Genomic DNA, 25,801 nt, shown 5'->3' on the forward strand with positions numbered 1-25,801 from the left:
AAGAACAACTCCCTTCTCTCCACCGCCGGTTCTGCCAGACTGAGAGCCTCGTTCAACCCGGAGTGGCTATGCGCATTACCCTCAAACAGCTTGCGGTGTTCAAGGCCGTCAACGAGTCCCGCCAGATCTCCAAGGCCGCCAAGCGGCTGCACCTGTCGGTGCCCGCGGTCAGTATGAATCTGAAGGAGCTGGAATCGGCGTTGGACCAACAGCTGTTCAGCCGCCATAGCACCGGATTGCTGCCCACCGAGAAGGCCTCGGCGATGGAGCCCTACGTCAACGAGATCCTTTCCAAAGTGCGGCAGATCGAACAGATGATGAGTGATGACGGGGCGCTGCAGCAGGGCAGTCTGCGGATCGGCGCCAACAAGACCGCCGGCAACTACATCCTGTCGCGCAAGCTGCCGGCGTTTCAAAACCATTACCCGGATTGTCGCTTCAGCCTGGAGATCGGTGACAGCATTAGCTGCAACGAACAGGTCAGCCTGCGGGAGCTGGACGTCGCCTTTGTCGGCCACATCCCCGCCGATGCCGAGCTGTGCTGCCTGCCCTGGCGCTCCAATCGACGCTGCATCGTCGCCAGCCAGAACCAGCCCCACTACGGTCGCCACAGCGATCCCGCCCGACTGTCGGAGGCCACCTGGATCCTCGACAAGGAGGGCAGTCAGAACTATCGCGAGGCGATGGAGTTGCTGCGGCTCAACGAGATCGTGGCCAAGCGGGTGATCACCATGTCCACCATGGGCGCGATCAAGCGGGCGGTGGGCACCGGCCTGGGGCTCTCCATCCTGCCGCTGCCGGCGGTGGAGGAGGAGTTGGTGCGCGGCGACCTGGTGGAGCTGGGTCAGAGTGTGCCCCAGGAGGAGCAGAACCTGTACGTGGTTTACCGCCAGGACAACAGCAATCCCCTGCTGGGTAAATTGCTGGAGTTCTGTCGCATCTCCCTCACTAAGCCCTGATCACCACCAGCAACATCGCCACCAGCACCATCAGCTTCAGCGGCAAACCGCTGATACTGAGTTCCCGCTGGCGCACCGCGCCACTGGCGTGCAGCATCCCCATCGCCGGCGTGGCCGAGGGCAACACGAAGGCGCTGGCGCACACTACTCCCAGCAGCAGGGCGATGCTGCCCTGCCCCAGTCCCATGGGTGCCAGATAGCTGACCAGGATCGGCGTCACCAGGGCCGCAGTGGCAAAGTTACTGATGAACTCGGTCAGCACCAGCACCAGCAGGATCACCCCCAGGATGACGGCGATGGGCCCGAGCTGACCAAGAAACTGCTCGGTCCATTGAAACAGCACCTGCCCCAGCGCCACCTGGCTGGCGATCTTGCCCAGCACCATCGAGGCGACAAAGATCGCCAAAATACGCCAGTTGACCGCCTGCCAGGCCCGCTTTGGCCCAATCAAGCCCAGCAGCAGAAACGCCAGCGCCCCTGCTAAGGGAATGGCGGTCATCAGGCCGCGGGCATCGGGGCGGTGGATCCCGACCAGTGCCCAACTGACCAGGGTGAGTGCCACTACCGCCACCGCCAGGCTCTGCTTCAGGTTGGTCCACTGCCAGCCGGCCGGCACCGGCACCTGGGCAAAGCGCGGACGGTACAGCCACCACAACCAGGCCATCGACAACGCCCAGAGCAGCGACACCAGGGGAATGGTCAACGCCATCCAGCCGACAAAGTCGAAATCGGTGGCGCCGGCCACCAGCAGATTCACCTTGCTACCGGCAAAGGTGGTCACGCCCCAATAGACGATGGAGTAGATTACGCCGATGGCCAGGAAGCGGCCGTTATCGCTGTCCTGGCCCATGCCACCGATGGCCAGAGCCACCGGCAGCATCAGCGATGCCGCAGCGGTGTTACTGGTCCACATCGACAGCAGTCCACTGGAGATCAGCAGCGCCACCGCCGCTCGGCGTTCGCTGCCGCTGGACCACACCAACAGGTTGTTCAGGGCAATACGATCCAGCGCCAGATCGCGAAACAGCGCCGCCAACAGGAAGCTGAACAGGAACACCGAAAAGATGGGAGAGAGCAGCACCTGGCCAACCCCGGCCCAATCCACCAGCCCCAGGGCCAACGCCAGGGCCGGGATCAACAGCATCGCACTGGTGTGGGGCAGCGCCGGGGTGCACCAGGTGATGGCGGCAACCAGAAACAGCAGGGCGCACTGAACCAGCGGGGACAAAGGCAACAGCAACAGCGCCGCACTCATCCCGGCCACCAGACAGACTAACAATGTGCGCAACCCTGCGACTCCCATACCGATTCATTCTCGATCGACTCAGCATAGCCAGATCCCGCTGCCGAGGCTGCGAGCCAGCTCCCAGCCTCGCTCATCGTTATGCGTCTCTCGTCTCTTGGGCTCTGTGGTGGTAGCGCCTCAAAAACCGGCCTTTTTTTTGCGATTGCGCTTAATTTATGATTATCTAGCGTCGCAACGCACAACTCATGGACGAGCGCGTAACCCCCCTCCTTCACGGAGTGCATTTCGAGTTTTTTGGCCACTGTCCTGGCGAGGTTACGAATCATGGATTGGCGCGACTTCCTGCTCTTTCTGGCGCTTGCCCTGAGCATCTATGCCGCCCTTCGGCATCATCTTCCCAATGGTTGGGATTTCCGCTCCAAGCTTACCGCTTCATCATCCCGAGACGGCAATGATACGCCGGTGCTCGAGCGCGAGGCGCACCCGGAGTTTGACGTGCGCCACGCACCGGTTGCGGCCCACTTTATCAAGGACGCCAACGGCCAGCGCCGGCTGAAGATCTGGAACTGCGGCAACGAGCCGCTGCTGAACCTGACGTTGACCCTGCCCACCCCGACGGACCAGCTGCCGGAGCCGGTGCTGGCCCAGTACTTTCCGCTGGAGCAGTTGGATTGCTTCCAGTCGGTGGATCTGCCGCTGTACGGCAGCGAAGGCGAAGCGGCGGGACCACGCCGTATTATCTTGAACTGGCTCGATGAACAGGGTCTGGCACGGGAACACAGCCTCAAGCCGGGCCTGAGCATCAGCCAGGGGGCCTAACTCGCTCTCCCAAGGTAAAGCACCAGCCCAAGGGTTCAAACTGACTACACTGGAGAGACCTCAATCCAGGGAGAATCGGGATGAACACCTTCTATGTGCTTGCCGGACTGGTGGGTTTGGTCGGGGCTGGCGCCCATATCTCTATGGGCTACTCAAGGCTCAAGCAGCGCCTTTCCGCTGACAGTGGCAGTAACGACGATGACGCTATGCGCCTGCTGCTCACCTTTTTCTGGCACACAGGCTCATTGATGCTTCTCTCTCTCAGCTTGCTGCTGCTGTTGGAGGGTCTGGGAGCCATCCCCATCCATCCTCACCTGCAGTGGTTTATCTGCGCCATCTGGATCCTGATGACCCTGCAGTACGTGGTATTGATCCTACCTTTGGAGAAAAGTACCCGGGTGTTGCTGCCCGCGGTCGCCGGCGTGCTGTCCAGTGTATTGATCCTGCTGGGCCTCAACTAGGTCGTTCTAACCGCGCCGTTCAGTCAATCAGGCCCTGTGTCCGGGCCTGCTGTGGATCCCGAAATAGGCAAAGGGCTGTGGTCATTGGCACAAAGCCCAGCTGGCGATAGAAGGGCATCCGGTCCGGCAAGCAAAACAGCAGCACCCGCTCGTGTTGCGGCAGCATCGCCAGCAGGTGGCGCACCAGCTCCCGCCCCAGCCCCTCGCCATGGTAGGGCGGCAACACGGCCACGTCGGCGATCACCGCACAGTCTCCGCCATCGGAGAAGGCCCGCGCGGCCGCCACCAGTTGGCCCTGGTCCAGCCCAAACAGCTTGTACTGGCTGGCCTGAAACAGCCGCGCCAACCGTTCAGGCGATTTATTGTCAAAGCCGGTGCGTTGATACAGCTGCGCCAACGCCTGCCAGTCGTCATACGCCTCGATGTAGTCCATTGCCTCACCGCCTCCCGATGCCTCAGCCAAGTATTGCAGCCATAAAAAAACCCGCCTTGCGGCGGGTTTATTCATTCAGCGACGGATCACTCCGGCTTTTGGCCGCCCTGGGGGCGCATCGCCGGGAACAGCACCACATCACGGATGGTGTGGGTGTTGGTAAACAGCATCGCCAGACGGTCGATACCGATGCCCTGACCGGCGGTCGGCGGCAGGCCGTGCTCCAGTGCGGTGATGTAGTCCTCGTCGAAGTACATCGCCTCGTCGTCACCGGCGTCCTTAGCGTCCACCTGGGCCAGGAAGCGCTGCTTCTGATCCTCGGCGTCGTTCAGCTCGGAGAAACCGTTGGCCACCTCACGGCCACCAACGAAGAACTCGAAGCGGTCGGTGATGAACGGGTTGTGGTCATTACGACGAGCCAGCGGTGAGATGTCCGCCGGGTACTCGGTGATGAAGGTCGGCTGGATCAGCTGAGGCTCGGCGGTCTCACCGAAGATCTCCTCCAGCAGCTGGCCACAGGTCCAGAACTTCTCGACGTAGATGTCCAGCGACTTGGCGATCTCCACCATGTAATCACGGTCCTGCACCTTGTCGTAATCCAGCGCCTGGATCAGGGCGTTGTCCGGGTTGTACTGCTTGGTCGCCTCCAGCATGCTCAGGCGCGGGTACTGGCCACCAAACTCCACGGTCTCGTCACCGTAGGGCATGGAGGAGCTGCCCAGCACTTCCACCGCCACGGTGGAGAGCATCTCTTCGGTCAGGTCCATCAGGTCATTGTAATCCGCGTACGCCATGTAGAACTCCATCATGGTGAACTCGGGGTTGTGACGAGGGGACAGGCCTTCGTTGCGGAAGTTGCGGTTGATCTCGAATACGCGATCAAAGCCGCCCACCACCAGGCGCTTCAGGTACAGCTCCGGGGCGATACGCAGGAACATCTGCTGGTCCAGCGCATTGTGATGGGTGATGAAAGGACGGGCAGACGCGCCGCCGGGGATCACCTGCATCATCGGGGTTTCCACCTCCATGAAGTTTTTGGACTCCATGAAGCGGCGGATCCCGGCCACCAGTTGAGAGCGGATCTTAAAGGCACGACGGGAGTCCTCGTTGACGATCAGGTCAACGTAGCGCTGACGATAGCGCTGTTCCTGGTCGGTCAGGCCGTGGAACTTCTCCGGCAGCGGGCGCAGCGCCTTAGTCAGCAGCTGGTACTCGCCCATGTCGACGTACAGATCGCCCTTGCCGGACAGGTGCAGCTGCCCCTTGATACCGATGATGTCACCGATATCCAGGCCACCGATGGCCTTGAGTTCTTTCTGCACGTCCTTGGAGGCGTAGCCCTGGATGCGACCGGACACGTCCTGGATCGCCAGGAAGGGGCCACGCTTGGCCATGATACGGCCAGCGATGGAGACAATGTGGCCAGCCTCAGCCAGCTCTTCCTTGGTGTTTTCACCAAACTCAGCCTGCAGATCCGCAGCCTGATGGGTCGGGCGCCAGGTATTCGGGTGACCGTTGGCGTCGCAGTTTTCGCGGATGGTATCCAGCTTGGCGCGACGCTCGGCGATCAACTTGTTCTCGTCTTGGGTTTGTTCAGTCATCTTCAATCCTTACTGCCGCTCGTTACAAGCCGGACTTGAGGCTGGCTTCGATGAAGCGATCCAGATCGCCATCCAGCACCGCCTGGGTGTTGCGGGTCTCAACCCCGGTACGCAGATCCTTGATGCGGGAGTCATCCAGCACGTAGGAGCGGATCTGGCTGCCCCAGCCGATGTCGGACTTGGCGTCCTCGGCGGCCTGCTTCTCCGCGTTCTGCTTCTGCAGCTCCAGCTCGAACAGCTTGGCTTTCAGCTGCTTCATCGCCTGGTCTTTGTTCTTGTGCTGGGAGCGCTCATTCTGACACTGCACCACGGTGTTGGTGGGCAAGTGAGTGATACGCACCGCGGATTCGGTGGTGTTCACGTGCTGACCACCGGCACCGGAGGCGCGGTAAACGTCGATACGCAGCTCCGCCGGGTTGATGTCGATGGCGATGTTGTCATCCACTTCCGGGTAGATAAACGCGGAAGAGAAGGAGGTGTGGCGACGACCGCCAGAATCAAACGGCGATTTCCGTACCAGGCGGTGCACCCCGGTCTCGGTGCGCAACCAGCCGTAGGCGTACTCACCGGAGATCCGCACGGTGGCACTCTTGATGCCGGCAACGTCGCCGTCGGAGGCCTCGATGATCTCCGCCTTAAAGCCCTTGGCTTCGGCCCAGCGCAGGTACATGCGCAGCAGCATGTTGCACCAGTCCTGGGCCTCGGTGCCGCCGGAGCCGGCTTGCAGATCCAGGTAGGCGTCGTTTTCATCCTGGGCACCGGAGAACATACGGCGGAACTCCAGCTTCTCCAGCTGGCCCTCCAGGCCTTCGAGTTCGCCCTTGGCCTCCTCGAAGCTGTCCTCGTCCTGCTCTTCGACAGCCAGCTCGACCAGCTCGCCTACGTCCTCGAGCCCCTGCTCCAGATCGTCGATGGTTTTGACCACCACCTCCAGGCTGCTGCGCTCACGGCCCAGCTCCTGGGCACGCTCAGGCTCGTTCCAGACGTCGGGCTGCTCCAGCTCCGCGTTAACCTCTTCTAGACGCTCTTTCTTGGCGTCATAGTCAAAGGTACCCCCTAAGGAGTGCTGTCCGCTCAGACAGCTCCTTGATGCCGTTCAGCACCGGATTGATTTCGAACATATTCGTCCTACTGCAGTGAAAAGAATTACGGTCAAATGCAAACCCGAAATTCTAACCGAAACCGGGCCATGCTGCCCAGTCTGCCGTCGTCCGAATGCGCAACGCTCGGCATAAAGCTTTTCATGGTCACATGAACGACATTTTCTCAAGTTGTGGGTCAAGCCGTCGATAAACCAAGTTAAGCGGAAGTAATTCTCCTGTTCCCTGAATTACTGCAGTACCGAAGAAGATGTAAACATGACCCTCTCCTCCCTCAGTCACAAGGTGGCCCTGGCCATCGCGTTGCTCTGCTCCAGTGCGGTGGCACTGGTTCTGGTGCTCTCCTATAACAACGACAAGCGCCTGCTGCAGCAGCGACTGGACCAGCAGGTTCAGGTCCTGGCCCAGCAACAAACCCGTCAGATCGCCGATTGGCTGCAAAGCCACCAGGACCGCCTGGCGGCGGTGTCACTCGACGCCAATGCCGTGGCCAGCTTGCAACAGGCCGAGGCCTCCGGCGATTTTGCCGCGGTCTACTTTGGTGGCCGAGACGGTCAGGTGCTGGACTCAGACCCCAGCGTCGACTGGGGCGATACCGATCCGCGCCAGCGCCCCTGGTACCAGCTGGCCTGGCAGCAACAGCAGGCGATCGTGACCGAGCCCTACACCGACATCGGTTACGGCACCCAGGTGGTAACCCTGGCTCAGCCGGTGGCCACTGGGGTGGTAGCCGGCGATCTACCGCTGGAGCGCCTGGCCAGCAGCCTGCAGGCGATCGACCTGCCGGCCAAGGGGCAGCTACTGCTGGTCCAGGGCAATCGCATCATCGGCAGCGATCAGAACCAGTGGCAGGATCGCCCCCTGAGCGAGCGACTGCGGCTTAATGGCAGTGCGCTGGTCGCCGGCATGCAATCGGTACAGGATGGCGACAACCAGGGCTACTGGCTGTGGGCCAGCCCGGTGGCCAACAGCGACTGGCACCTGCTGGTGATGCTGGATGAGGCCTCGGTGATGGCGCCGCTCAACGACAGCACTAAGGTCAAGATCCCCGCCATCGCCCTGTTCCTGGGGCTGGTGCTGACCGTGCTGGTGCTGTGCATCCGTCACCTGCTCAAGCCGCTGCAGCAGGTCTCCCACGCTTTGAAGGCGATCGCCGAGGGCAACGGCGACCTGACCCAGCGCATCGAGCTGAAACAGAACGATGAGATCGGCCGCCTGGCCCAGGACTTCAACCGCTTCCTCGAGGTACAGCACGGCCTGATCCAACAGATCCGCAGCGTCAGTGGCGAGGTCAGCAGCGACGCCCGTCATGCGCTGGAACGCAGCAGCCGCAGCGCCGCCGTGATGCAGAGTCAGCAGGGAGAGCTGAGCCAGCTGGCCACCGCCATCACCCAGATGACGGCGGCCACCGAGGAGATCGCCCGCAACGCCGAGCAGACCGCCGCTGCCGCCCAGCAATCCGCCACCAGCTCGCAACAGGGCCAAGCGGTGGTGTCGGAGAGCGGCCAAACGGTGCAGCGCCTGGCCGGCGAGATTGAGCAGGCCACCACGGTGATCAACCAGCTCAAGGCCCACACCCAGGCCATCTCCGGGATCCTCGCCACCATCCAGGGCATCGCCGAGCAGACCAACCTGCTGGCGCTGAACGCCGCCATCGAGGCGGCCCGGGCCGGGGAACAGGGCCGGGGCTTTGCCGTGGTCGCCGACGAGGTGCGGCTGCTGTCCCAGCGCACCCAGCAGAGCACCGAGGAGATCCAGGCCACCATCGAAACCCTGCAAAGCACCACCAGCGAAGCCGTGGCACAGATGGACGCCAGCCGTGAATTGGCCCACTCCAGCGTGGCCGACACCGAGGCGGCCAACCTGGCTCTGGGGGAGATCACCCAGGCGGTCAATGCCATCTCCGACATGGCCACCCAGATCGCCACCGCGGTGGAGGAGCAAACCCAGGTAGCGGGTGAGATCCACCACAACACCCGGCGCATGGCAGACAGCGGCCAGTCGCTGGCGACCGAAGCCCAACAGGGTGAGAGCGAAGCCCAGCAACTGCAGGACAAGGCCGACCAACTGACCCAGCGGGTCAGTGCTTTCCGCCTCTAAGCCACCCCACCCAGCCGGGTCGCTCAACAGAGTGGCCCGGTTTTCTATACTGGCAGCATGGCTACTCCCCGCTGCCGCTATCAAGACCCACACCAGCACGCCTGCCCGGAACCCGCCGGTGCCAGTGGCTACTGCTATTGGCACGATCCCGACCTGCCCAAGCTGCATCCCGATGACCCGGCCCGGCTAAGCCGACTGGCCCGCCAGGGGGGCCTGCTGCGTGGTCTGCAACTGCGCCGGGCCAAGCTGGCCGAGGTGGACCTTAATCAGCCGCGGGACGCCGGCAGCGGCTACGACCTGCGCGATGGCGATCTGTACCGGGCGGACCTGCGCAAGGCCCACCTGTATCGGGCCGATCTGCGCGGCTGCAACCTGATGAAGGCGGATCTGCGTGGCGCCAACCTCAACCAGGCCCGCCTGGCCGGGGCCAACCTGTTGGGCATCAAGCTCGGCGGCGCACGCATCGAACAACTGCAGTTGGGTGAATCGCTGTGGCAGGAGCAGCAGGCGCGGCAACGGCCTGATCGCGATGGGGCGCTGCCGCTGTACCAGGAGGCGGAGCAGATCTACCGGGACCTGCGCCGGGCAGCACAGAACCATGGCTGCTATGCCCTGGCCTCACAGTGTGCCCATCGGGAACTGACCATGCGGCGCAAGCAGCTGCCACGGTTCAGCCCGTTAAGGGCCTTCTCCAAGCTGGTGGATCTGATCTGCGGCTACGGCGAGGCACCGCAGCGGGTGGTGTTGTTTGGCGCGGTGGTGATGCTGATCTGCGCCGGGCTCTATGGTATCGGCGGGATACTGGACCTGGGTCAGTACCGCAGCTTCGCTTCGCTGCCCAGCTGGCGGGAGCTGCCGCAGCTGTTGGCCAGCTGCCTCTACTACTCCATCGTCACCTTCACCACCTTAGGCTACGGCGACATCGCCCCGGCCCCGGGATTCTCCCGGCTGGTCGCCGCCTGCGAGGCACTGATCGGCAGCTTCTCTCTGGCCCTGCTGGTGGTGAGCTTCGCAAAGAAAATGACGAGATGAGGGGGGCCGGATTGCCCGGCTTCCAGTCAGGGCTCCGCCCGGCTACGCGCCCCGCTCTGACTCCCCTTTGCCTCCAGTCGGTGCTTTTCCTCATTCTCACCCAATGAGCCTGCGGCACCGGAGCAAATCCTAACGGCATGATTGGTACTGAGTCCCGCTCTGATTTCTAATTTCAGTTTCCCGGAGACCAGCGATGAGCAAAATAAATGGGGAAATTGCATGGGGGACTGCGCCTACCCGGCTTTTCGCCGACCTAGAGCCACCTGAGCGGAATGAATTGAGATTGAGGACGTAGGCCTGGATGGCCGGAGAGCCGAGCGGAGACAAGGATGTCGACTCTCGGCGGTGCCTCATTAGCAATTCAAGAGAGCGAGGAACCGGTGGCGATTGGAGGCAAGCGGGGTTCCAAGGGGGCGGCTCGCCCCCTTGGTTGCTGCCGGCAACCCGACAAAACTACTTAGCCGCCAGGTACTCCACCATCAGCTGGACGCTGTCGCGGCCGCGCCAGTGGTTGATGTCCAGCTTGTAGGCCAACTCGACCCACTGCACGCTGGCGTTGGGCCAGGTCTTGAGGTCAACGTTGAAGGCGATGGCATCGAGCTGAACCTGGCCACAGGCACTCTCCACCGCCAGCTTCAGATGTTTCTGGCCGACCAGGCGCTGATCCAGGATACGGAACACCCCATCGAACATCGGCTCCGGGAAGTTCTGGCCCCAGGGGCCGGCATCGCGCAGCTGCATGGCGGTGTCCAGGTTAAGCAGCGGTGCCGCTAGCTCGCCATCGGACAACAGCTCACCGGTCAGTGCACCCTCGTCCAGACTGGCCCGTACCGCGGCGTCGTACAGCTCGGCGAAGCGGTCGTAGTCCTGCTCTTTCAGGCTCAGTCCCGCCGCCATGGCGTGGCCGCCAAACTTGAGGATCAGCCCCGGGTGCTGGGTGTCGATCCCCTCCAGCAGGTCACGCATGTGCAGCCCGGGGATAGAGCGGGCCGAGCCCTTGATCTCGCCGTTGCCCGCCTCGGCAAAGGCGATCACCGGCCGGTGGTACTGCTCCTTGATGCGTGAGGCCAGGATCCCGATCACGCCCTGGTGCCAGTCACTCTGGTACAGCGCCACCCCCCAAGGCAGACTGTCACCGCGCAGGTTCAGCCCCTCCAGTGCCCGCACAGCCTCCTCCTGCATCCCCTGCTCAATCTCCCGACGCTCGCTGTTTAGGCGATCTAGCTCCGAGGCGATCTGGCGGGCCTCCACCATGTCGTCCGCCAGCAGGCAGGCTATGCCCAATGACATATCATCCAAACGACCGGCGGCGTTCAGCCGCGGCCCCACGGCGAAGCCGAGATCCGAGGCCACCAGGCGGCTGGGTTCGCGACCGGCCACCTCCAGCAAGGCGCGGATCCCCGGGCGACAGCGGCCGGCACGGATACGGCGAATGCCCTGGTGCACCAGCAAGCGGTTGTTGTGATCCAGCGGCACCACGTCCGCCACCGTGCCCAAGGCGACGATGTCCAGCAGCTCTGCCATGTTGGGCAGCGGGATACCCTGTTGGGCAAACCAGTCGCGCTGACGCAACTCATTGCGCAGCGCCAGCATCAGGTAGAAGGCCACTCCCACCCCAGCCATGGCGTTAGAGGCAAAGGGGCAGCTGTCCCGGTTGGGGTTGATGATCACGTCGGCGTCCGGCAGCGTCGCGCCGGGCAGGTGGTGATCGGTCACTACTACCGTCATGCCGGCGTCCTTGGCCGCCTGCACCCCGGCGTGGGCGGAGATCCCGTTGTCCACGGTGATCAGCAGCTCGGCCCCGGCCTGCTGGGCCAGCTCCACCAGGGCGGGACTGAGGCCATAGCCGTAGTCGAACCGGTTGGGCACCAGGTAATCGACAAACTCCGCCCCCATGGCACGCATCGCCAGCAGGGTCAGGGCGCTGGAGGTGGCGCCGTCGGCATCGAAGTCACCGACGATCAGCACCCGACGGCGGGCCGCCAGGGCATCCGCCAGGATCCGGGCCCCTTCGGCCGCCCCGGACAGGGTGGCGGGGTTGAGCAGATCGGTCAGCTCCAGCGATAACTCCCCCGGGGCCGCCATGCCGCGGCGGGCGTAGATCTGGCGGATCAGGGGGGCAATATCGGCAGGCAGATGGCTGTCATCGACGGTGGGGCGGCGGACCAGGTTGACCATAGAACACACTCAAAACGAAAACGGTGCGCCAATGCGCACCGTTAGAACCTTGGATTAGCACACAGGGTAATGGCATTGCCCCCCGTGTCACAAGGGCATTACTGACTTTGCAGGCTCATCAGCAGCCGCTCCGGCGGCAGGTAACCAGGCACCATGGTACCGTCCTCCAGCACCATCGCCGGGGTGCCATTCACCCCGAAGGTGGCGCCTAGGGCGTAGTGAGCGCCAACCGAGTCCGCCGCGGTACAGCGGGCACCGCTGGCTTTGCCACTGGCCTTGGCCTGTGTCATCGCCTGCTGCTGGTCCTTGGCACACCACACCTTCTCCATCTCGGTCCAGGCCTGGGAGTTCTGACCACCACGGGGGAAGGCCAGGTAACGGATGGTGATGCCACGGGCGTTGTAGTCGGCCATATCATCGTGCAGCTTGCGGCAGTAGCCGCAGCTGATGTCGGTGAACACGGTGACCACATACTTCTCTTTGTCGGCTGGGAACACGATCATCGAGTCCTCCACCTGGCTGAGCATGTCTTGGCGTACCTTGCCCATGGTTTGCTCGGTCAGGTTGACCATGCCGTTGTCCATGTCATAGACATTGCCATGGATCAGGCGGCTGCCATCGGCGCTGACGTACAGCAGCCCCTGGGGCGTCACCACCTCAAAGAAGCCCGCTATGGGTGCGGGGTTGAGCTCACTGGCGGGGATCCCCAGCTTCTCTTCCAAGGCCGCTTTGGCCGCGCTGCTGTCCGCCTCGGCCTGCACGCCGAAGCTCAGGGCACCGGCCAGGAAAAAACCTAGGGCTCGTTTCATTTCGTCCATCCTTCTTGTATTGCGACGGTAATTAGACCGGCAAAGGTCGCCAAAACTTACCGCAGAACCCCAACCATTGCCACCGGCAGGCCTGATGTTCATGAGCTTCGACCCGGCACCGCACTACTGGCGGGGGTGGTGTTCATGGTGCAGCGCCTGCAAACGGGCCTGGGCCACATGGGTGTAGATCTGGGTCGTGGAGAGGTCGCTATGCCCCAACAACAGCTGTACGACCCTCAGATCCGCCCCATGGTTCAACAGATGAGTAGCAAAGGCGTGTCGCAGGGTGTGGGGCGACAGCGGCTTGCTGATCCCCGTTAGCTGGGCATAGTGCTTGATCCGGTACCAGAAGGTCTGGCGGGTCATCTGCACCCCGCGCTTGCTGGGAAACACCACATCGGAGCGGTTCAGCCCCAACAGCTCGCCCCGGGCCTGGCGCAGGTAGCGCTCCAGCACACTTTGCGCCTGTTCACCCATGGGCACCAGCCGCTCCTTGCCGCCCTTGCCCACCACCCGGACCACGCCCTGGCGCAGCCCCACCTGCTCCAGCTGCAATCCCACCAATTCACTGACCCGCAGCCCAGTGGCGTAGAGCAGCTCCATCATCGCCCGATCCCGGCACTGCACAGGATCGGCATCGTCCGGCGCCGCCAACAGCGATTCCACGTCGCTCTCGGTGAGGGTATCCGGCAGCTTCTTGCTCAGCTTGGGGCGGGCGATGGTGACCATGGGGTCAGCCTGGATCGCCCCCTGGTTGACCATGTCCTGGTAGAAACGGCGCAGTGACGACTGACTGCGGGCGGTGCTGCTGCGGGCCAGCCCCTGGCTGTGGCGCCAGTCAAGGTACTCCTGCACCTGGGCCTGTTGAACCGCCAGCAGCCCCAGCTTGAGCGGCTCGATATGACGGGCAAAAGCCTGCAGATCGGAACGGTAGGCGGCCAACGTATTGTCAGACAGACCCCGTTGCGCCCAGAGGCGATCACAAAAGGTTTCAATCAGCTCGTCGTTACTCATTTGGGTTCCTGACCTTGCACATGTCGCCCAGCCTAAGTCTCTGTGCTGGAAGGATCAATCTACGACTTTCGGATATATGCCTTTACAATTGTCCGGTTACGCTTTGAACACAACATGCTAACGTATGCGCTCAGAGTAGTGCGCATCTCAACCCGTCACACCAGTCCGCTGTGCTCTGAAGTGGTAGCGAGCCGTAGGATTGGCGAAGTGGGTGCTAACAAGGATTTTTTCGATGAGTTTGATACTGCGGCGACTAGCGCCTTTGCTGATCCTGGTCCTGTTTATTGTCCTGGCGATAGTGCTGGGGTCCATGAGGGAACCGCCGGAGAAGAAGGAACAGACTGAGACCCTGCCCATCGTCGAGGTGATGGAGGTGTCTGAGGAGTCCCACCAATTGGTGCTGCGCTCCTACGGCGTGGTTCGACCCAAACATCAAACCCAGCTGGTGGCGGAGATCAGTGGACGCCTGGTGGAGCTGTCACCCAAGTTTGTCGCCGGCGAGTGGGTGCGCAAGGGTGACCTTCTTGCCCGCATCGAACCCGCCGACTACCAGGCTGACCTGATGCAGGCCCAGGCCGGGCTGGCTACCGCCCAGGCGCAGCTGGAGGAGGAGATCGCCCGCGGTAAGGTGGCAGAGAAAGAGTGGCGTGGTGTCATCGACGGCATTCCGCCGGAGCTGGGCCTGCGTAAGCCCCAACTGGCCAAGGAGCAGGCCAACGTCCGCAGTGCCGAGGCTACCCTGGCCCGGGCGCAACGCAACCTCGAACGTACTGAGATCCGCGCCCCCTTCGATGGCCTGATCACAGAGCGCGTGGTGGACCTGGGCCAATACGTCAACGTCAGCCTCAAGCTGGGCATGGTGGAAGGCACCGACATCGCCGAGATCCGCCTGCCGGTGGCGCCGGAGGAGCTGGGTTACCTGGATCAGATCGAAGGTGCACAGGTTGACCTGGCCCAGGACCTGGGCGGTCGCACCGAGCACTGGCAAGCCCGCCTGGTTCGCTCCGAAGGGGTGATCAACGATGGCAACCGCATGGTTTACCTGGTGGCGGAGATCAAAGACCCCTACGGCATCAACACCGATCGCATCCAGCCGCTCAAGTTCGGCAGCTTCGTCAACGCCCGCATCGCCGGCATCCAACTGGATGGGCTGGTCAACCTGCCGCGCTTTGCCGTGCGCAGCCAGCGCGTCACAGTGGTCAAGAGCGACAACACCGTCGAACTGCGACCGGTGGAGGTGGTGCGAGCTGATCTGGAGCGGGTCTACATCCGCACCGAACTGGCCCCGGGGGATCGCATCAGCCTCAACGCCATGGACGCCATCGACAACGGCCGCAAGGTTAAGGTGGCCGGTGAAGAGGGCGACGCCCAGGGTACAGGCACGGCCGGGTCCCAGCTGACGGTAGCAGGAGCCCAGTAATGCGTAACCTGGATACCAACCGGGGCATCATCGCCTGGTTTGCCCGCAATAACGTCGCCGCCAACCTGCTGATGTGGATCCTGGTGATCGGTGGCGTTATCTCCGCGTTCACCATCAACAAGGAGATCTTCCCCAAGTTCGAGTTCAACATGGTGCAGGTCGGCGTGGTCTATCCCGGTGCCGCCCCCCAGGAGATCGAAGAGGGGATCACCATCAAGATCGAGGAAGCGATCAAGGACATCGAGGGGATCAAGCGGATCCGCTCGGTGGCCCGGGAGGGCTATGGTGAGGTCCGTATCGAGGTGCTGGACAAGTTCGAGCCCAAGGAGGTGTTGGACGAGGTCAAGCTGCGGGTCGACGCCATTTCCACCTTCCCCGACAGCATCGAACAACCCAACATCTACCAGATCAAGCCCCAGGCCGACGTGATGTGGGTCTCCATCGCCGGTGACCACCTCAACAACACCGAGCTCAAGGAGCTGGGCAAAGAGGTGCGGGACGAGATCACCGCCCTGCCCGGCGTCACCAGTGCCGAGCTGCAGGGGGCTAAGGCCTACGAGATCGCCATTGAGGTCTCGGAGGACCGGCTGCGGGAATACAACCTCACCTTTGATGACGTCGCCTTTGCTGTCAACGCCTCCTCCATCAACCTGCCCGGTGGCTCCATCCGCGCTGAAAACGGCGATATTCTGCTGCGCACCGACGGCCAGGCCTACGTCGAGGAGGACTTCTCCCGCATCGTGCTGCGCAGCCTGCCGGACGGCACCCGTCTGATGCTGTCCGATGTGGCGATAATCAACGACGGCTTCGAGGAGCGCCTGGGCTACGCCCGCTTCGACGGCCAGAACTCGGTGGTGATCGCGGTGCGCAGTGTCGGTGATCAGGATGCTCTGGCCATTGCTGAGCGGGTCAAGGCCTACGTTGCCGACAAGCAGGCCAGCCTGCCGGAGGCGGTGGTGGTGGATTACTGGGGCGATCTGACCCAATTCCTCTCCAGCCGCCTGGAGATGATGCTCAAGAACATGGCCATGGGGGCACTGCTGGTGTTCCTGGTACTGGCCCTGTTCCTGCAACTCAAGGTCGCCTTCTGGGTGATGCTGGGCCTACCCATCTGTTTCCTCTCCGCCCTTTTCTTTATGCCGTTCCAGCCGATGAGCCTGTCGATCAACATGATCACCCTGTTTGGCTTTATCCTGGTGTTGGGGATCGTGGTGGATGACGCCATCGTTATCGGCGAATCCGCCTACGCCCAGACCGAGAAGGATGGCCACAGCGTCGATTCGGTGATCAAGGGCGCCAAAAAGGTGGCCATGCCCGCCACCTTCGGGGTACTGACCACCATCGCTGCCTTCACCCCGATGCTGATCGCCACCGGCTTCCTCGGTGTGGTGGGCGGTGCCATCGCCTGGGTGGTGATCCTCTGCCTGGCGTTCTCGCTGGTGGAGTCCAAGCTGATCCTGCCGGCTCACCTGGCCCACATGAAGCCCACCCCGCCCGGTCAGGGCTGGGGCCCCTGGTTGCGTTTCAAAGAGGGCTTCAACGGCGGCCTACAGCAACTGATCCATGAGAAGTACAAGCCGGCCATGGGCTGGCTGATGGACGCCCGCTATTCGGTGCTGGCGTTCTTCCTGGGCCTGATGATCCTCTGTGGCGGCCTGATCGCCGGTGGCCTGGTGCGCTTTATTGTCTTCCCCGATATCCCCTCCGACTTTATCCAGGTCAACCTGGAGATGGAGCCCGGGGTATCGGAAAACCAGACCCTCAGGGTAGTGCAGCAGCTGGAGTCCTCGCTGTTCGAGACCGACGCCGAGCTCAACGGTGAGCTGGGCATCGACGTGGTGCGTCACTCCTTCGTCTGGTTAGGCTCCCGTACCCAGGCCGGCATGGTGATTGAGCTGCTCAAGGGCGAGGACCGACCGATGATCGACGGCGTCCAGATCGCCGCCCGCTGGCGCGACAACATGCCGGAGCTGGTGGGAGTCAAGGTGCTGGACATCAACGCCTCCACCAACGACGGTGGCGGAGCGGTGTCGTTCCGACTCAACCACGCCGACATGGACCAGCTGATGGCTGCCAGCAACGAGCTCAAGGCCAAGCTGGCGGATTACGAGGGGCTGTACGACATCCAGGACAACTTCTCCTCCGGCTCCCAGGAGATCCGGCTGGCGATCAAGCCCGAAGCGGAAGCCCTGGGGCTGACCCTGTCTGACCTGGCCCGCCAGGTACGCTGGGGCTTTTATGGCTACGAGGCCCAGCGCATCCTCCGCAACAAGGAGGAGGTGAAGGTGATGGTGCGCTACCCGGCCGAACAGCGCCGCACCATCGGTCACCTGGAGAACATGCGGATCCGCACCCCGGATGGCCTGGAGGTGCCCTTCTCCAGCGTCGCCAGTGTTGAACTGGCCAAGAGCTTCTCCGCCATCACCCGCACCAACGGCGTTCGCTCCATCACCGTCAAGGCCCGTGCCCTGAAGGACCGGGTGGAACCTGGCAAGGTGATCGAAGAGGTCAATCGCGAGTTCATCCCCCAGCTGAAGGAGCGCTATCCCGGCCTCTCCAGCGCCCTGGATGGCAGCGCCGAAGAAGATGCGGAAAACCAGGTGCTGATGATCCAAGGCGCGGTCTTTGCCCTGTTTACCATCTACGCGTTGATGGCGATCCCACTGCGCTCCTACACCCAGCCATTGATCATCATGTCGGTGATCCCCTTCGGCATGATCGGTGCCGTGGTGGGTCACCTGGTGCTGGGGCTGGATATGTCGATGCTCAGCCTGTTTGGCGTCATCGCCCTAGCCGGGGTGGTGGTTAACGACTCGCTGATCATGGTGGACTTCGTCAACCAGGCCCGGGCCGAGGGCTACAGCCTGAAAGAAGCGGTGCAACAGGCCGGCACCCAGCGCTTCCGCGCCATCGTGCTGACCTCGCTGACCACCTTCCTGGGTCTGGTGCCCATCACCCTGGAAACCAGTCTGCAGGCGCAGATTGTTATTCCCATGGCGGTCTCACTCGCCTTCGGCATCCTGTTTGCGACTGTGGTGACCCTGGTGCTGGTACCGGCGCTCTACCTGATCCTGGACGACTTCAAGCGCCTGCTGCGCTGGTGGTGGCGCCCCGGCGGCGAACCTCATCCCTTGCGTCGGCAAGGCTTGAACAAGCCCTGATTCCCAACCTGCCCCGTCCTAGACGGGGCTTTTTTTGGCCTTTCACCAGAGGCTGCTGCCAGCTCAGTACAGCAAGGGGCTAGGTAAATGAAGCCGCAGTCAGGGATGACGTAGCCAGAACCGCCTTTTATTGACCGTTGCACTGCATCCTTGCTGTCGCGAAACATGTACGCCTTACCCAGCAGCAAAACAGCAAAACAAAGCGGCAAGGCAACAAGACGACGAGGCAGAGTTACAGCCGGTTCGGCCGAGGGTATCCAACCCACCAAGCTACGCAGGAAAACAAAAAAGGCCACCCCGGAGGGTGGCCCTTGTGCATCAATGGCAGGCTATGCCATCAGGCTTGCTCTTCGGCGGTGGCCAGGGCGCGCTCATTGCGCTTGTACACCAGGCCGAAGGTCAGCGCGGCAATTACCGGGACAATCCAACCCATGTGCTGGTCAAACAGCGGCAGGATGCTGAACTGAGCCACCAGCGGCTGGGCCAGGCCGGCCACGTTCAGGCCACTGGCAACGCCGGTCACCAGGGCACCGATCAGCATGGCAGCCAGGGTGGTGGTACGGGCAGCGATGGCCGGACGGGCGAACACGTAGATCACCAGGGCCATGGCGATGGGGTAGACCACGAACAGCACCGGAATGGAGATGGCAATCAGCTCGCTCAGGGTCAGGTTGGCAACCACCAGGCAGACAGCGGCACAGATCAGTACCCAGTTCCGGTAGCCCAGCTTGATCTTGCTGTTGAAGTACTCGGCAAACGCGGTGGTCAGGCCCACTGCGGTGGTCAGGCAGGCCAGAACCACAACCGCTGCCAGGATAACCGCACCGAAGCCGCCGAACATGCTCTGTACGTAGGCGCTGAGGATGGCACCGCCATTGTCCGCAGTGGCCGCGATCTCGGCGCTGGCACCACCTACGTAGAACAGGGAGATGTAGACAAAGGCCAGACCGATGGCGGCGATCACGCCGGCGATCATCATGTAACGGGCCTGGTCACCGCTGTCGGTCACACCCTTGCGGCGCAGGATGTCCACCAGCAGGGTACCGAAGATCAGGGCACCGAGGGCGTCCATGGTCATGTAGCCTTCCAGGAAACCGGTGGTGAAAGCGTCTTCCGCCCAGGCGCCAGTGGCTTCCCCGGCCGGTACGGACGGTGCAACCAGGACGGAGACGGCCAGCGCGGTCAGCAGCAGGATCAGGGTCGGGGTCAGGGCCTTACCGACGATGTCCATCAGCTTGCCCGGGTACAGGGCCAGCAGGGTAGCGATGGCGAAGAAGGCGATGGTGAAGATCACCTGGGTGCTGGAGCTGGGATCCTGCAAAAAGGGCACCGCACCAATCTCATAGGCCACCAGGCCGGTACGCGGAGTGGCGAAGGCCGGACCGATCACCACGAAGATGGTGGCGGCGATGGCGGTGCCAACCCAGGTCGGCAGACCCTTGGTCATGGAGGGGATGCCACCACCGATCTTGGCGATAGCCACCAGGCAGATCAGGGGCAGACCGACCGCGGTGATCAAAAAGCCCATCATCGCCGGCATCAGGTTCTCACCGGATTGCAGACCAGCCAAGGGCGGGAAGATGATGTTGCCGGCGCCCAGGAAAAAGGCGAACAACATGAATCCGAAACTTAAGGTATCGGTGGTGGATAAACGCTTGCTCAAAATCGTACCTCTACTACAGCGGCTTGTTATCGTTATTTCGGTTTTCATCACGCCCAAGACGACAATGTACATTCAAATTTACAGGCCAGAATGACACTATCGACCAGCTCCATGGGCATTATTCCTTCAATTGCCGCAACTTTCCTTTGATTTGGTGAAGTGTTGACCAAACTTTCGCCAACCCAAGGGAAAATCGTGCTAACTCGACGAGGGACACTAATACCAGCACAAATGACCACAAACAAGCGACCCAACCAAATAAAAGCATTATTTATCCCACCACCAACACCACAGAAACACGCCATTAACAGACGGAGCGGGTAAAATCTGTTAGAGTCTGCCGCCTTTCCCCCTTCCGAGCCGCTAAGATCGACGGATGCCATTTACTTTTAAGCAGTTTCACGTGGACGACCGCCTCTGTGGCATGCCCGTCAGCACCGATAGCGTGCTGCTGGGTGCCTGGAGTGCGTTGCCCACAACCGGGCGGGTGCTGGACATCGGCACTGGCTCGGGCTTGCTGGCATTGATGGCCGCCCAGCGCAGTAACGCGTCGATCACCGCGGTGGAGCTGGATCCTCAGGCGGCTCGCCAGGCCCAGGCTAACTTTGCCGCCAGCCCCTGGGCTGACCGGTTAAGCCTGGTGGTAGGGGCGATCCAGAGCTGGCAACCTGACTGGCAAGCGGATGCCATCGTCTGCAATCCGCCCTACTTCAGTTCCGGGCTGCGCAGCGAAAAAGGCACCGCCCGGGCCCAGGCCCGCCATCACGACCAGTTGTCCCTGGCGGAGCTGGCACAAAATCTGGACCGTCTGCTGGCCCCCGCCGGGCAGGCCAGCCTGATCCTGCCAGCGGAAGAGGCGGCCTTGCTGATCCAGCACTGTGCCGCCTTGGACCTGCCGCTGGCCCACCGCTGCCAGGTGCGGACTACCCCGCGCAAGCCGGTGCAGCGTACACTGTTACTTTTCTCACGCCGGGCCGATCACTGCGTCCAGGACGAGTTGCTGATCCAGGGGCCAGACGGCCGTTACAGCGACGCGTACTGCCAGCTGACCCAGGCGTTCTACCTCAAAATGGGAAGCCAAACGCAATGAGCTTTGCTGATCTGGACCTGGATCCCCGCCTCGAGCGCAATCTGCTGCAGGCGGGCTACCGCAAACCCACCACCATCCAGCGTGCGGTGCTGGAGGCTGCCCTGGAGCAGCAAGATATCCTGGCCAGTGCCCCCACCGGCACCGGCAAGACCGCCGCCTTTCTGCTGCCGGCCCTGCAACACTTGCTGGACTTCCCTCGCCGCGAACCGGGCCACGCCCGGGTGCTGGTGCTGACCCCGACCCGGGAGCTGGCCCAGCAGGTGGGTGAATACGCCGAGAAGCTGCTGCGTGGTACCGGCCTGAGCCAGGGCGCCATCGTCGGTGGCCGTGACTACCAGTTGGACGCGGACCTGCTGCAAGGCAACCTGGATCTGCTGGTGGCCACCCCGGGTCGCCTGATGCAGTACCTGGAGGAGGAGAAGTTCGATCCCCGTACCGTCGAGGTGCTGATCATCGACGAAGCGGACCGGATGCTGGACATGGGCTTTATGCCGGTGGTGGATCGCCTCGCCGCCGAAGTGCGCTGGCGCAAGCAGACCATGCTGTTCTCCGCCACCCTCGAGGGCCAGGGACTGGAGGCCTTCGTCCGTACCCTGCTGGATGAGCCGGTCCGCTGTGATGCCAAGCCGCCCCGCAGCGAGCGCAAGAAGATCAACCAGCTGGCCTACCGCGCCGATGATGCCAAGCACAAGCTGGCCCTGTTGGACCGGGTCCTGGCGGATCCCGAGTGCGAGCGCAGCATCATCTTCGTCCGCACCCGGGAGCGGGCCATCGCCCTGCACGGCCAGCTGTTTGCCAAGAAGTACCGGGTAGCAGTGCTGCAAGGGGAGATGACCCAGGCCAAACGGGATGATGCCCTGCGCAAATTCCGGGAAAATCGGGTCAAGCACCTGGTGGCCACCGACGTGGCTGCCCGCGGCCTGGACGTGCCGGAGATCACCCATGTGATCAACTACGATATGCCCCGCTCCGCCGACACCTACCTGCACCGCATCGGTCGCACGGCCCGTGCCGGCGCCAAAGGCACCGCTATCAGCCTGGTGGAAGCCCACGACCACCCGATGCTGGAGAAGGTGCAGCGCTACACCGAAGAGGGGATCCGTAACCGCGTTATGGAGGGCCTCAAGCCGCAAACCAAGGTGCCCAGCTTTAAGAAACCTAAGAAGAGCAAGCTCAAGGGCAAAGCCAAGCCTAAGGCCAAAGCCAAAGGGAAAAAGTAACTCTCTGTCCGAGCTAAGTTTTGGGCTCTATAAGAGTTCATATTGGTAGCAAACCATTATGCCCCGCCAGCACTTCGCCGACTTGGAGTCGCCCAAACGAAGTGCTCTAAGACTAGGTCGAAGGCCTGGATGGCCTGAGTGGCTTGCGGAGACAAGGATGTCGACTCAAGCCAGAGCCGCAGGCTTTGAGCACGAAAGCGAGGGTTAGCGACGACTGGAGGCAAACGGGGGTTCCAAGGGGGCGGGACGCCCCTTTGGTTGCTGCCAGCAACCCGGCAACCCTATTGGTAATTGATAATAGAAATCAAAGTTAAATGTGGATTAACGGCTAACACCGGCAGAGCCAGAGGTAACGCTAAGCGCCGGTGCAGCCATTGGCCGTCCCCTCACCCCGTGGTAACATTCCGGCATCAATGCAGTACACGGACGTTACGGTGCCACCCAAGGACGACAGCCAATTCGACATTGCCAGCATCCTGGCAAAGTTCGAACATGCCGACAATCACACGCTGAAGCGGCCCCCCTTCGCCCTTCAGCTGTTGCTGATGGTGCTGCTGGTTATGGGCATCACCCATGCCCTGCTTCACTTCAACTCCCAACGCCTTGACGATCACCTGGCCAGCCGGCGCTTTGCCGAGATGCAGGTGTTCAGTGACCGGATCAACGACGCCATTCAGCGCCAGGGCAGCTCCATCCAGCTGGTAGGCCAATATGGCCTGCCCCAGCTGCAGCAAGGCAACATCGATGATGAGCAAGGGATGCTGCACGAGCTCAAGCGACGATTCAGCAACTACGTTACCCTGGCGCTGCTGGATGCCGACAGCAACGTGGTGATGCAGGTGGGCGAAAGCCCCAACCTGCGCCTGTCCCGCAAGGAGCTGCAAGCCGAGGCCGCCCAGTTGGATCCCGACGAGGTGTTCAAGTCGCCGGTGATGCTGGATGGGCGCCACAACGCCGCCTACCAGTGGCTGCTGGCCCCGGTGGAGGAGAACCCCAGCGGGGTGACTGATCTGTTGGCGGTGGTGGACATCAGCACCGTGTGGGAGGGCTTCTACACCCTCAACGACAACGATTCCCTGCCCCTGCTGCTGGTGGGTGCGGATGGCCAGTGCCTCAACCTGACCCAGCGTGGCAAAGAGCAGCAGCGCCCCATCCATGAGCGCTTCCCGGCGCTTTGGCAGCATATGCAAGAGAACAGCTTTGGCGAGTTCAGCCTGGATGAGCGGCTTTTCGTCTACATGCAGCTGCGCCCGGGCAAGGAACACCCGCTCTACCTGCTCTCCTACATTGACCGCCAGGGTGAGCGGCCAATAGAGAACCGCTTTCGCAGCCAGATCTACCTCTCGGCCCTGACCATCGTGGTGCTGCTGGCCCGCTTGATGTGGTACCGCCGCTACCAGCTGGATGATCGCCAGGGCCGCCAGCGCAGCCTGGCACTGGCGGAGCAGCTGTACGAGGGCAAGCAGGGCGCGATGCTGTTCAGCACCGCGGGTATCTGCCAAAGCGCCAACCGGGCCCTGTGTGACCAGCTCAACACCTCCACCGACCGTTTGGCCGAGCGACATTTCCGCCGGCTGTTTGACAGCGCACCGCTGAGCATCGACATGGTCTGGCAGCTGGCCCGCTCCTCCGGTTACTGGGAGGGCCAATTGCTGCCGCGCCACGGTGTCAGTCACCCGCTGAAGGTCAGCATCCGCTCACTGCGGCTGGGTCGCAACGACCAGCTGATGGTGCTGCGCATCGAGGAGAGCCCGCAGCAGCGCCAGCAGAACGAGCAACTGCGTGAGCTACGCCAGCTGAGCGACAGCGCCTGCGGCCTGGCCCTGGTGGACAGTCAGCAGACCATCCTGGCCTGCAACAACGCCATGGCCCAGATCTGCGGCCACAACCAGGAAGCGATCCGTGGCCTGAACTGGCAGGAACTGCTGCCCCTGGCCAACGCCGAGATGAGTCAAACCCTGCGCCAGCAACTCAACACCCGCGGCAGTTGGCAAGGTCCGCTGTGGCTGACCCGTCGGGACGGCGGCTACCTGCGCTGTCTGGCCAACGTTCACCTGGCAGAGGGGTACCATGGTGATGAGCCCTACCAGGTGGTGAGCCTGACCCCACTGCAGGATGCTCAACTGGGTGACCACATCGCCCAGCCGCCGCTGGCCAAGCACAACCTGCAACGCTGCCTGACCCAGTTCCAGGACCGGCCGGTCAGCTTGATGATGCTGCGGCTGGATCCCCAGGACCCGGTGGCCAGCTTTAGCGACTCCGACGCCATGCTGTTCCAGCAACACCAACTGGAGCACGCCCTGGTGGGGATCCTGCCCAAAGAGGCCCTGCTAGGCCAACACAGCAAGCCCGGCGAGTTGCATGTGCTGCTGCCCGGCTGGAGTGACAGTAAGGCCACGCGGCTGGCGGCCAACCTGCTAAGACTGCTGGATGAGGCAGAACTGGCGGAGGGGTTGGTGATCGGCCTGGCAGCCGGTGAGGGGGAGTCCAACTGGCAGACCCTGCTGGAGAACGCCGATATGGCCATCGAGCGGGCCAAGGCCAATGGCCACAGCTACTGCCAGGCGTTTACCCGGCAAAGCGCATAGCACTCTCTGGTAAAAAAACGCCGCTCTTGTGAGCGGCGTTTTTGTGTCTGGGTTGGCGTCGACTCAGAAGCTGTAGAGCAGCGTGGCACCCAGCTCAGTGTCGGTGCTTTTCAGATCCCCAACCGGGTCACTGTTGTATTTGACGTTGTAGCTGAGCTTCATCGCCAGGTTGCCAATCAGTGCGGCACTGACCGAGGTCTCGCTGCGACTGATGTTGGCGCCATCAAAGGCGATATCGGAAGCCAGCAGCTGGCGAAACTCCGCGGTGCTGGAGAACTGCCACCAGTACTCCAGTTTGACCCGGGTGATCCAGGAGGACTCATCCTCACCATCGGGGTCTTCGTTCAGATCGATCTTCTTGTAGCTGTAACCCGGGCCGATCTCACTTACCAGGGTCATATTGTCCTGGTCAATGATGCGTTGGCCGTAACCGACAGCGCCGGTGGCGATGTAGTCGTAACCGGAGAACTTATCCACCTCACCACTGGCCATGCCAAAGAAGTAGTGCTTGCCGGCACCGGGGTAGTTGCCCTGCACCAGGCCATAGTAGCGCTCGGCGGAACGCTCATCGCCATCTTCGGAATACAAGGTCTCGAACAGGTATTGATTCTGCCAATTGCCGATCAGGTGCTGAGTATCGATCTTGCCCTTAATGTGGGTGGTTTCGGTGTTGCCGGTTGCCATAAAGGCCCCCAACTCAATCCCACCACTGAACGGGGGAACCACCGGTTCGCTACCATCATCGAAGCCCCAGGCCAGGGGGGTAGCAAGGGCAGCCAGCAGGGCCACCGGTTTCGCGACGTTTCTCATTCTGACTCCTTGAACTCGCGCCTGCGTTATTTAACGGGATGATAACACCAGCAGAAGTCAGAACCATAAAAAAACGCCCACAAATGTGGGCGTTTCT

At 62.3% G+C, this 25,801-nt stretch carries 19 protein-coding genes; 10 read left to right on the forward strand and 9 right to left on the reverse strand.

What is annotated here, in order from left to right:
• The first annotated feature begins 68 nt into the window (after positions 1-68).
• The gene (locus BUC04_RS11705) at positions 69-959 is read left to right on the forward strand and encodes a LysR family transcriptional regulator (RefSeq protein ID WP_067657163.1); all 891 of its coding nucleotides are present in this window, start codon (positions 69-71) and stop codon (positions 957-959) included.
• Here the strand turns inward: BUC04_RS11705 and BUC04_RS11710 are convergent.
• Positions 949-2,247, reverse strand: a complete 1,299-nt coding sequence (locus BUC04_RS11710) for an SLC13 family permease (RefSeq protein ID WP_159437693.1) — start codon at positions 2,245-2,247, stop codon at positions 949-951. The two genes, BUC04_RS11705 and BUC04_RS11710, sit on opposite strands and share 11 nt — an antisense overlap.
• A gap of 282 nt (positions 2,248-2,529) precedes the next feature.
• Between BUC04_RS11710 and BUC04_RS11720 the strand changes: the two genes are divergently transcribed.
• Entirely contained in the window at positions 2,530-3,024 is a 495-nt protein-coding gene (locus BUC04_RS11720) for a hypothetical protein (protein ID WP_067657172.1), read from the forward strand.
• Between the two features lie 80 nt (positions 3,025-3,104).
• Positions 3,105-3,485 carry a hypothetical protein gene (locus BUC04_RS11725; protein ID WP_067657175.1) on the forward strand — a complete coding sequence of 127 codons (381 nt, stop codon included), beginning with the start codon at positions 3,105-3,107 and terminating at the stop codon, positions 3,483-3,485.
• A gap of 19 nt (positions 3,486-3,504) precedes the next feature.
• Here BUC04_RS11725 and BUC04_RS11730 read toward each other — a convergent pair whose 3' ends face one another.
• The 3 genes from BUC04_RS11730 to prfB all read right to left on the reverse strand — a co-directional run bounded on the left by BUC04_RS11730 (position 3,505) and on the right by prfB (position 6,640).
• On the reverse strand, positions 3,505-3,918 hold the full coding sequence (locus BUC04_RS11730; RefSeq protein ID WP_067657178.1) for a GNAT family N-acetyltransferase: 414 nt from the start codon (positions 3,916-3,918) through the stop codon (positions 3,505-3,507).
• An 86-nt stretch (positions 3,919-4,004) separates the two neighbouring features.
• The gene (gene lysS / locus BUC04_RS11735; RefSeq protein ID WP_067657181.1) at positions 4,005-5,519 is read right to left on the reverse strand and encodes a lysine--tRNA ligase; all 1,515 of its coding nucleotides are present in this window, start codon (positions 5,517-5,519) and stop codon (positions 4,005-4,007) included.
• A gap of 22 nt (positions 5,520-5,541) precedes the next feature.
• Positions 5,542-6,640 (reverse strand): peptide chain release factor 2 gene (gene prfB, locus BUC04_RS11740; protein ID WP_143165692.1). Its coding sequence is split into 2 segments (ribosomal slippage): positions 5,542-6,564 and positions 6,566-6,640, totalling 1,098 coding nucleotides; the frame shifts between segments, so codons are not numbered across the junction.
• A gap of 237 nt (positions 6,641-6,877) precedes the next feature.
• Between prfB and BUC04_RS11745 the strand changes: the two genes are divergently transcribed.
• Both BUC04_RS11745 and BUC04_RS11750 read left to right on the forward strand, forming a co-directional pair.
• Positions 6,878-8,719 (forward strand): methyl-accepting chemotaxis protein, encoded by a 1,842-nt coding sequence (locus tag BUC04_RS11745; RefSeq protein ID WP_067657184.1) that lies wholly within the window; start codon positions 6,878-6,880, stop codon positions 8,717-8,719.
• A gap of 57 nt (positions 8,720-8,776) precedes the next feature.
• The gene (locus tag BUC04_RS11750) at positions 8,777-9,751 is read left to right on the forward strand and encodes a pentapeptide repeat-containing protein (protein ID WP_067657187.1); all 975 of its coding nucleotides are present in this window, start codon (positions 8,777-8,779) and stop codon (positions 9,749-9,751) included.
• A gap of 453 nt (positions 9,752-10,204) precedes the next feature.
• On the opposite strand, the gene recJ is transcribed toward BUC04_RS11750, so the two are convergent.
• The 3 genes from recJ to xerD all read right to left on the reverse strand — a co-directional run bounded on the left by recJ (position 10,205) and on the right by xerD (position 13,752).
• Complete coding sequence (gene recJ, locus BUC04_RS11755; RefSeq protein ID WP_067657190.1) at positions 10,205-11,929, reverse strand: single-stranded-DNA-specific exonuclease RecJ; 1,725 nt, start codon at positions 11,927-11,929, stop codon at positions 10,205-10,207.
• 98 nt (positions 11,930-12,027) lie between these two features.
• Entirely contained in the window at positions 12,028-12,738 is a 711-nt protein-coding gene (dsbC, locus tag BUC04_RS11760; protein ID WP_067657193.1) for a bifunctional protein-disulfide isomerase/oxidoreductase DsbC, read from the reverse strand.
• 123 nt (positions 12,739-12,861) lie between these two features.
• The gene (gene xerD, locus BUC04_RS11765) at positions 12,862-13,752 is read right to left on the reverse strand and encodes a site-specific tyrosine recombinase XerD (protein ID WP_067657196.1); all 891 of its coding nucleotides are present in this window, start codon (positions 13,750-13,752) and stop codon (positions 12,862-12,864) included.
• 232 nt (positions 13,753-13,984) lie between these two features.
• Between xerD and BUC04_RS11770 the strand changes: the two genes are divergently transcribed.
• Positions 13,985-15,172, forward strand: a complete 1,188-nt coding sequence (locus BUC04_RS11770; RefSeq protein ID WP_067657199.1) for an efflux RND transporter periplasmic adaptor subunit — start codon at positions 13,985-13,987, stop codon at positions 15,170-15,172.
• Between the two features lie 8 nt (positions 15,173-15,180).
• Positions 15,181-18,333, forward strand: coding sequence for an efflux RND transporter permease subunit (locus BUC04_RS11775; protein WP_082766590.1), 3,153 nt, complete (start codon positions 15,181-15,183; stop codon positions 18,331-18,333).
• A 337-nt stretch (positions 18,334-18,670) separates the two neighbouring features.
• On the opposite strand, the gene brnQ is transcribed toward BUC04_RS11775, so the two are convergent.
• Positions 18,671-20,044 (reverse strand): branched-chain amino acid transport system II carrier protein, encoded by a 1,374-nt coding sequence (brnQ, locus tag BUC04_RS11780; protein ID WP_268762527.1) that lies wholly within the window; start codon positions 20,042-20,044, stop codon positions 18,671-18,673.
• Positions 20,045-20,372: 328 nt separating this feature from the next.
• Here brnQ and BUC04_RS11785 point away from each other — a divergent pair, with 328 nt between their 5' ends.
• The 3 genes from BUC04_RS11785 (at position 20,373) to BUC04_RS11795 (ending at position 24,894) form a co-directional block, all read left to right on the forward strand.
• Positions 20,373-21,086 carry a tRNA1(Val) (adenine(37)-N6)-methyltransferase gene (locus BUC04_RS11785; RefSeq protein ID WP_067657207.1) on the forward strand — a complete coding sequence of 238 codons (714 nt, stop codon included), beginning with the start codon at positions 20,373-20,375 and terminating at the stop codon, positions 21,084-21,086.
• The gene (srmB, locus tag BUC04_RS11790) at positions 21,083-22,306 is read left to right on the forward strand and encodes an ATP-dependent RNA helicase SrmB (RefSeq protein ID WP_067657210.1); all 1,224 of its coding nucleotides are present in this window, start codon (positions 21,083-21,085) and stop codon (positions 22,304-22,306) included. Before BUC04_RS11785 ends, srmB begins: the two co-directional genes overlap by 4 nt.
• A 434-nt stretch (positions 22,307-22,740) precedes the next feature.
• The gene (locus BUC04_RS11795) at positions 22,741-24,894 is read left to right on the forward strand and encodes a PAS domain-containing protein (RefSeq protein WP_067657213.1); all 2,154 of its coding nucleotides are present in this window, start codon (positions 22,741-22,743) and stop codon (positions 24,892-24,894) included.
• Between the two features lie 63 nt (positions 24,895-24,957).
• Here BUC04_RS11795 and BUC04_RS11800 read toward each other — a convergent pair whose 3' ends face one another.
• On the reverse strand, positions 24,958-25,704 hold the full coding sequence (locus tag BUC04_RS11800) for a DUF481 domain-containing protein (protein WP_067657216.1): 747 nt from the start codon (positions 25,702-25,704) through the stop codon (positions 24,958-24,960).
• Between the last annotated feature and the right edge of the window lie 97 nt (positions 25,705-25,801).

The sequence above is a fragment of the Ferrimonas marina genome (assembly GCF_900129905.1).
Lineage (GTDB): Bacteria > Pseudomonadota > Gammaproteobacteria > Enterobacterales > Shewanellaceae > Ferrimonas > Ferrimonas marina.

Bases quoted from the DNA above. Each gene is read 5' to 3' on its own strand.
- recJ (WP_067657190.1), bottom strand. From the start codon at position 11,929: ATGGTCAACCTGGTCCGCCGCCCCACCGTCGATGACAGCCATCTGCCT.
- BUC04_RS11770 (WP_067657199.1), top strand. From the start codon at position 13,985: ATGAGTTTGATACTGCGGCGACTAGCGCCTTTGCTGATCCTGGTCCTG.
- BUC04_RS11725 (WP_067657175.1), top strand. From the start codon at position 3,105: ATGAACACCTTCTATGTGCTTGCCGGACTGGTGGGTTTGGTCGGGGCT.
- brnQ (WP_268762527.1), bottom strand. From the start codon at position 20,044: ATGAAAACCGAAATAACGATAACAAGCCGCTGTAGTAGAGGTACGATT.
- BUC04_RS11785 (WP_067657207.1), top strand. From the start codon at position 20,373: ATGCCATTTACTTTTAAGCAGTTTCACGTGGACGACCGCCTCTGTGGC.
- BUC04_RS11750 (WP_067657187.1), top strand. From the start codon at position 8,777: ATGGCTACTCCCCGCTGCCGCTATCAAGACCCACACCAGCACGCCTGC.
- BUC04_RS11720 (WP_067657172.1), top strand. From the start codon at position 2,530: ATGGATTGGCGCGACTTCCTGCTCTTTCTGGCGCTTGCCCTGAGCATC.
- BUC04_RS11800 (WP_067657216.1), bottom strand. From the start codon at position 25,704: ATGAGAAACGTCGCGAAACCGGTGGCCCTGCTGGCTGCCCTTGCTACC.
- BUC04_RS11730 (WP_067657178.1), bottom strand. From the start codon at position 3,918: ATGGACTACATCGAGGCGTATGACGACTGGCAGGCGTTGGCGCAGCTG.
- BUC04_RS11745 (WP_067657184.1), top strand. From the start codon at position 6,878: ATGACCCTCTCCTCCCTCAGTCACAAGGTGGCCCTGGCCATCGCGTTG.
- BUC04_RS11705 (WP_067657163.1), top strand. From the start codon at position 69: ATGCGCATTACCCTCAAACAGCTTGCGGTGTTCAAGGCCGTCAACGAG.
- lysS (WP_067657181.1), bottom strand. From the start codon at position 5,519: ATGACTGAACAAACCCAAGACGAGAACAAGTTGATCGCCGAGCGTCGC.
- srmB (WP_067657210.1), top strand. From the start codon at position 21,083: ATGAGCTTTGCTGATCTGGACCTGGATCCCCGCCTCGAGCGCAATCTG.
- xerD (WP_067657196.1), bottom strand. From the start codon at position 13,752: ATGAGTAACGACGAGCTGATTGAAACCTTTTGTGATCGCCTCTGGGCG.
- dsbC (WP_067657193.1), bottom strand. From the start codon at position 12,738: ATGAAACGAGCCCTAGGTTTTTTCCTGGCCGGTGCCCTGAGCTTCGGC.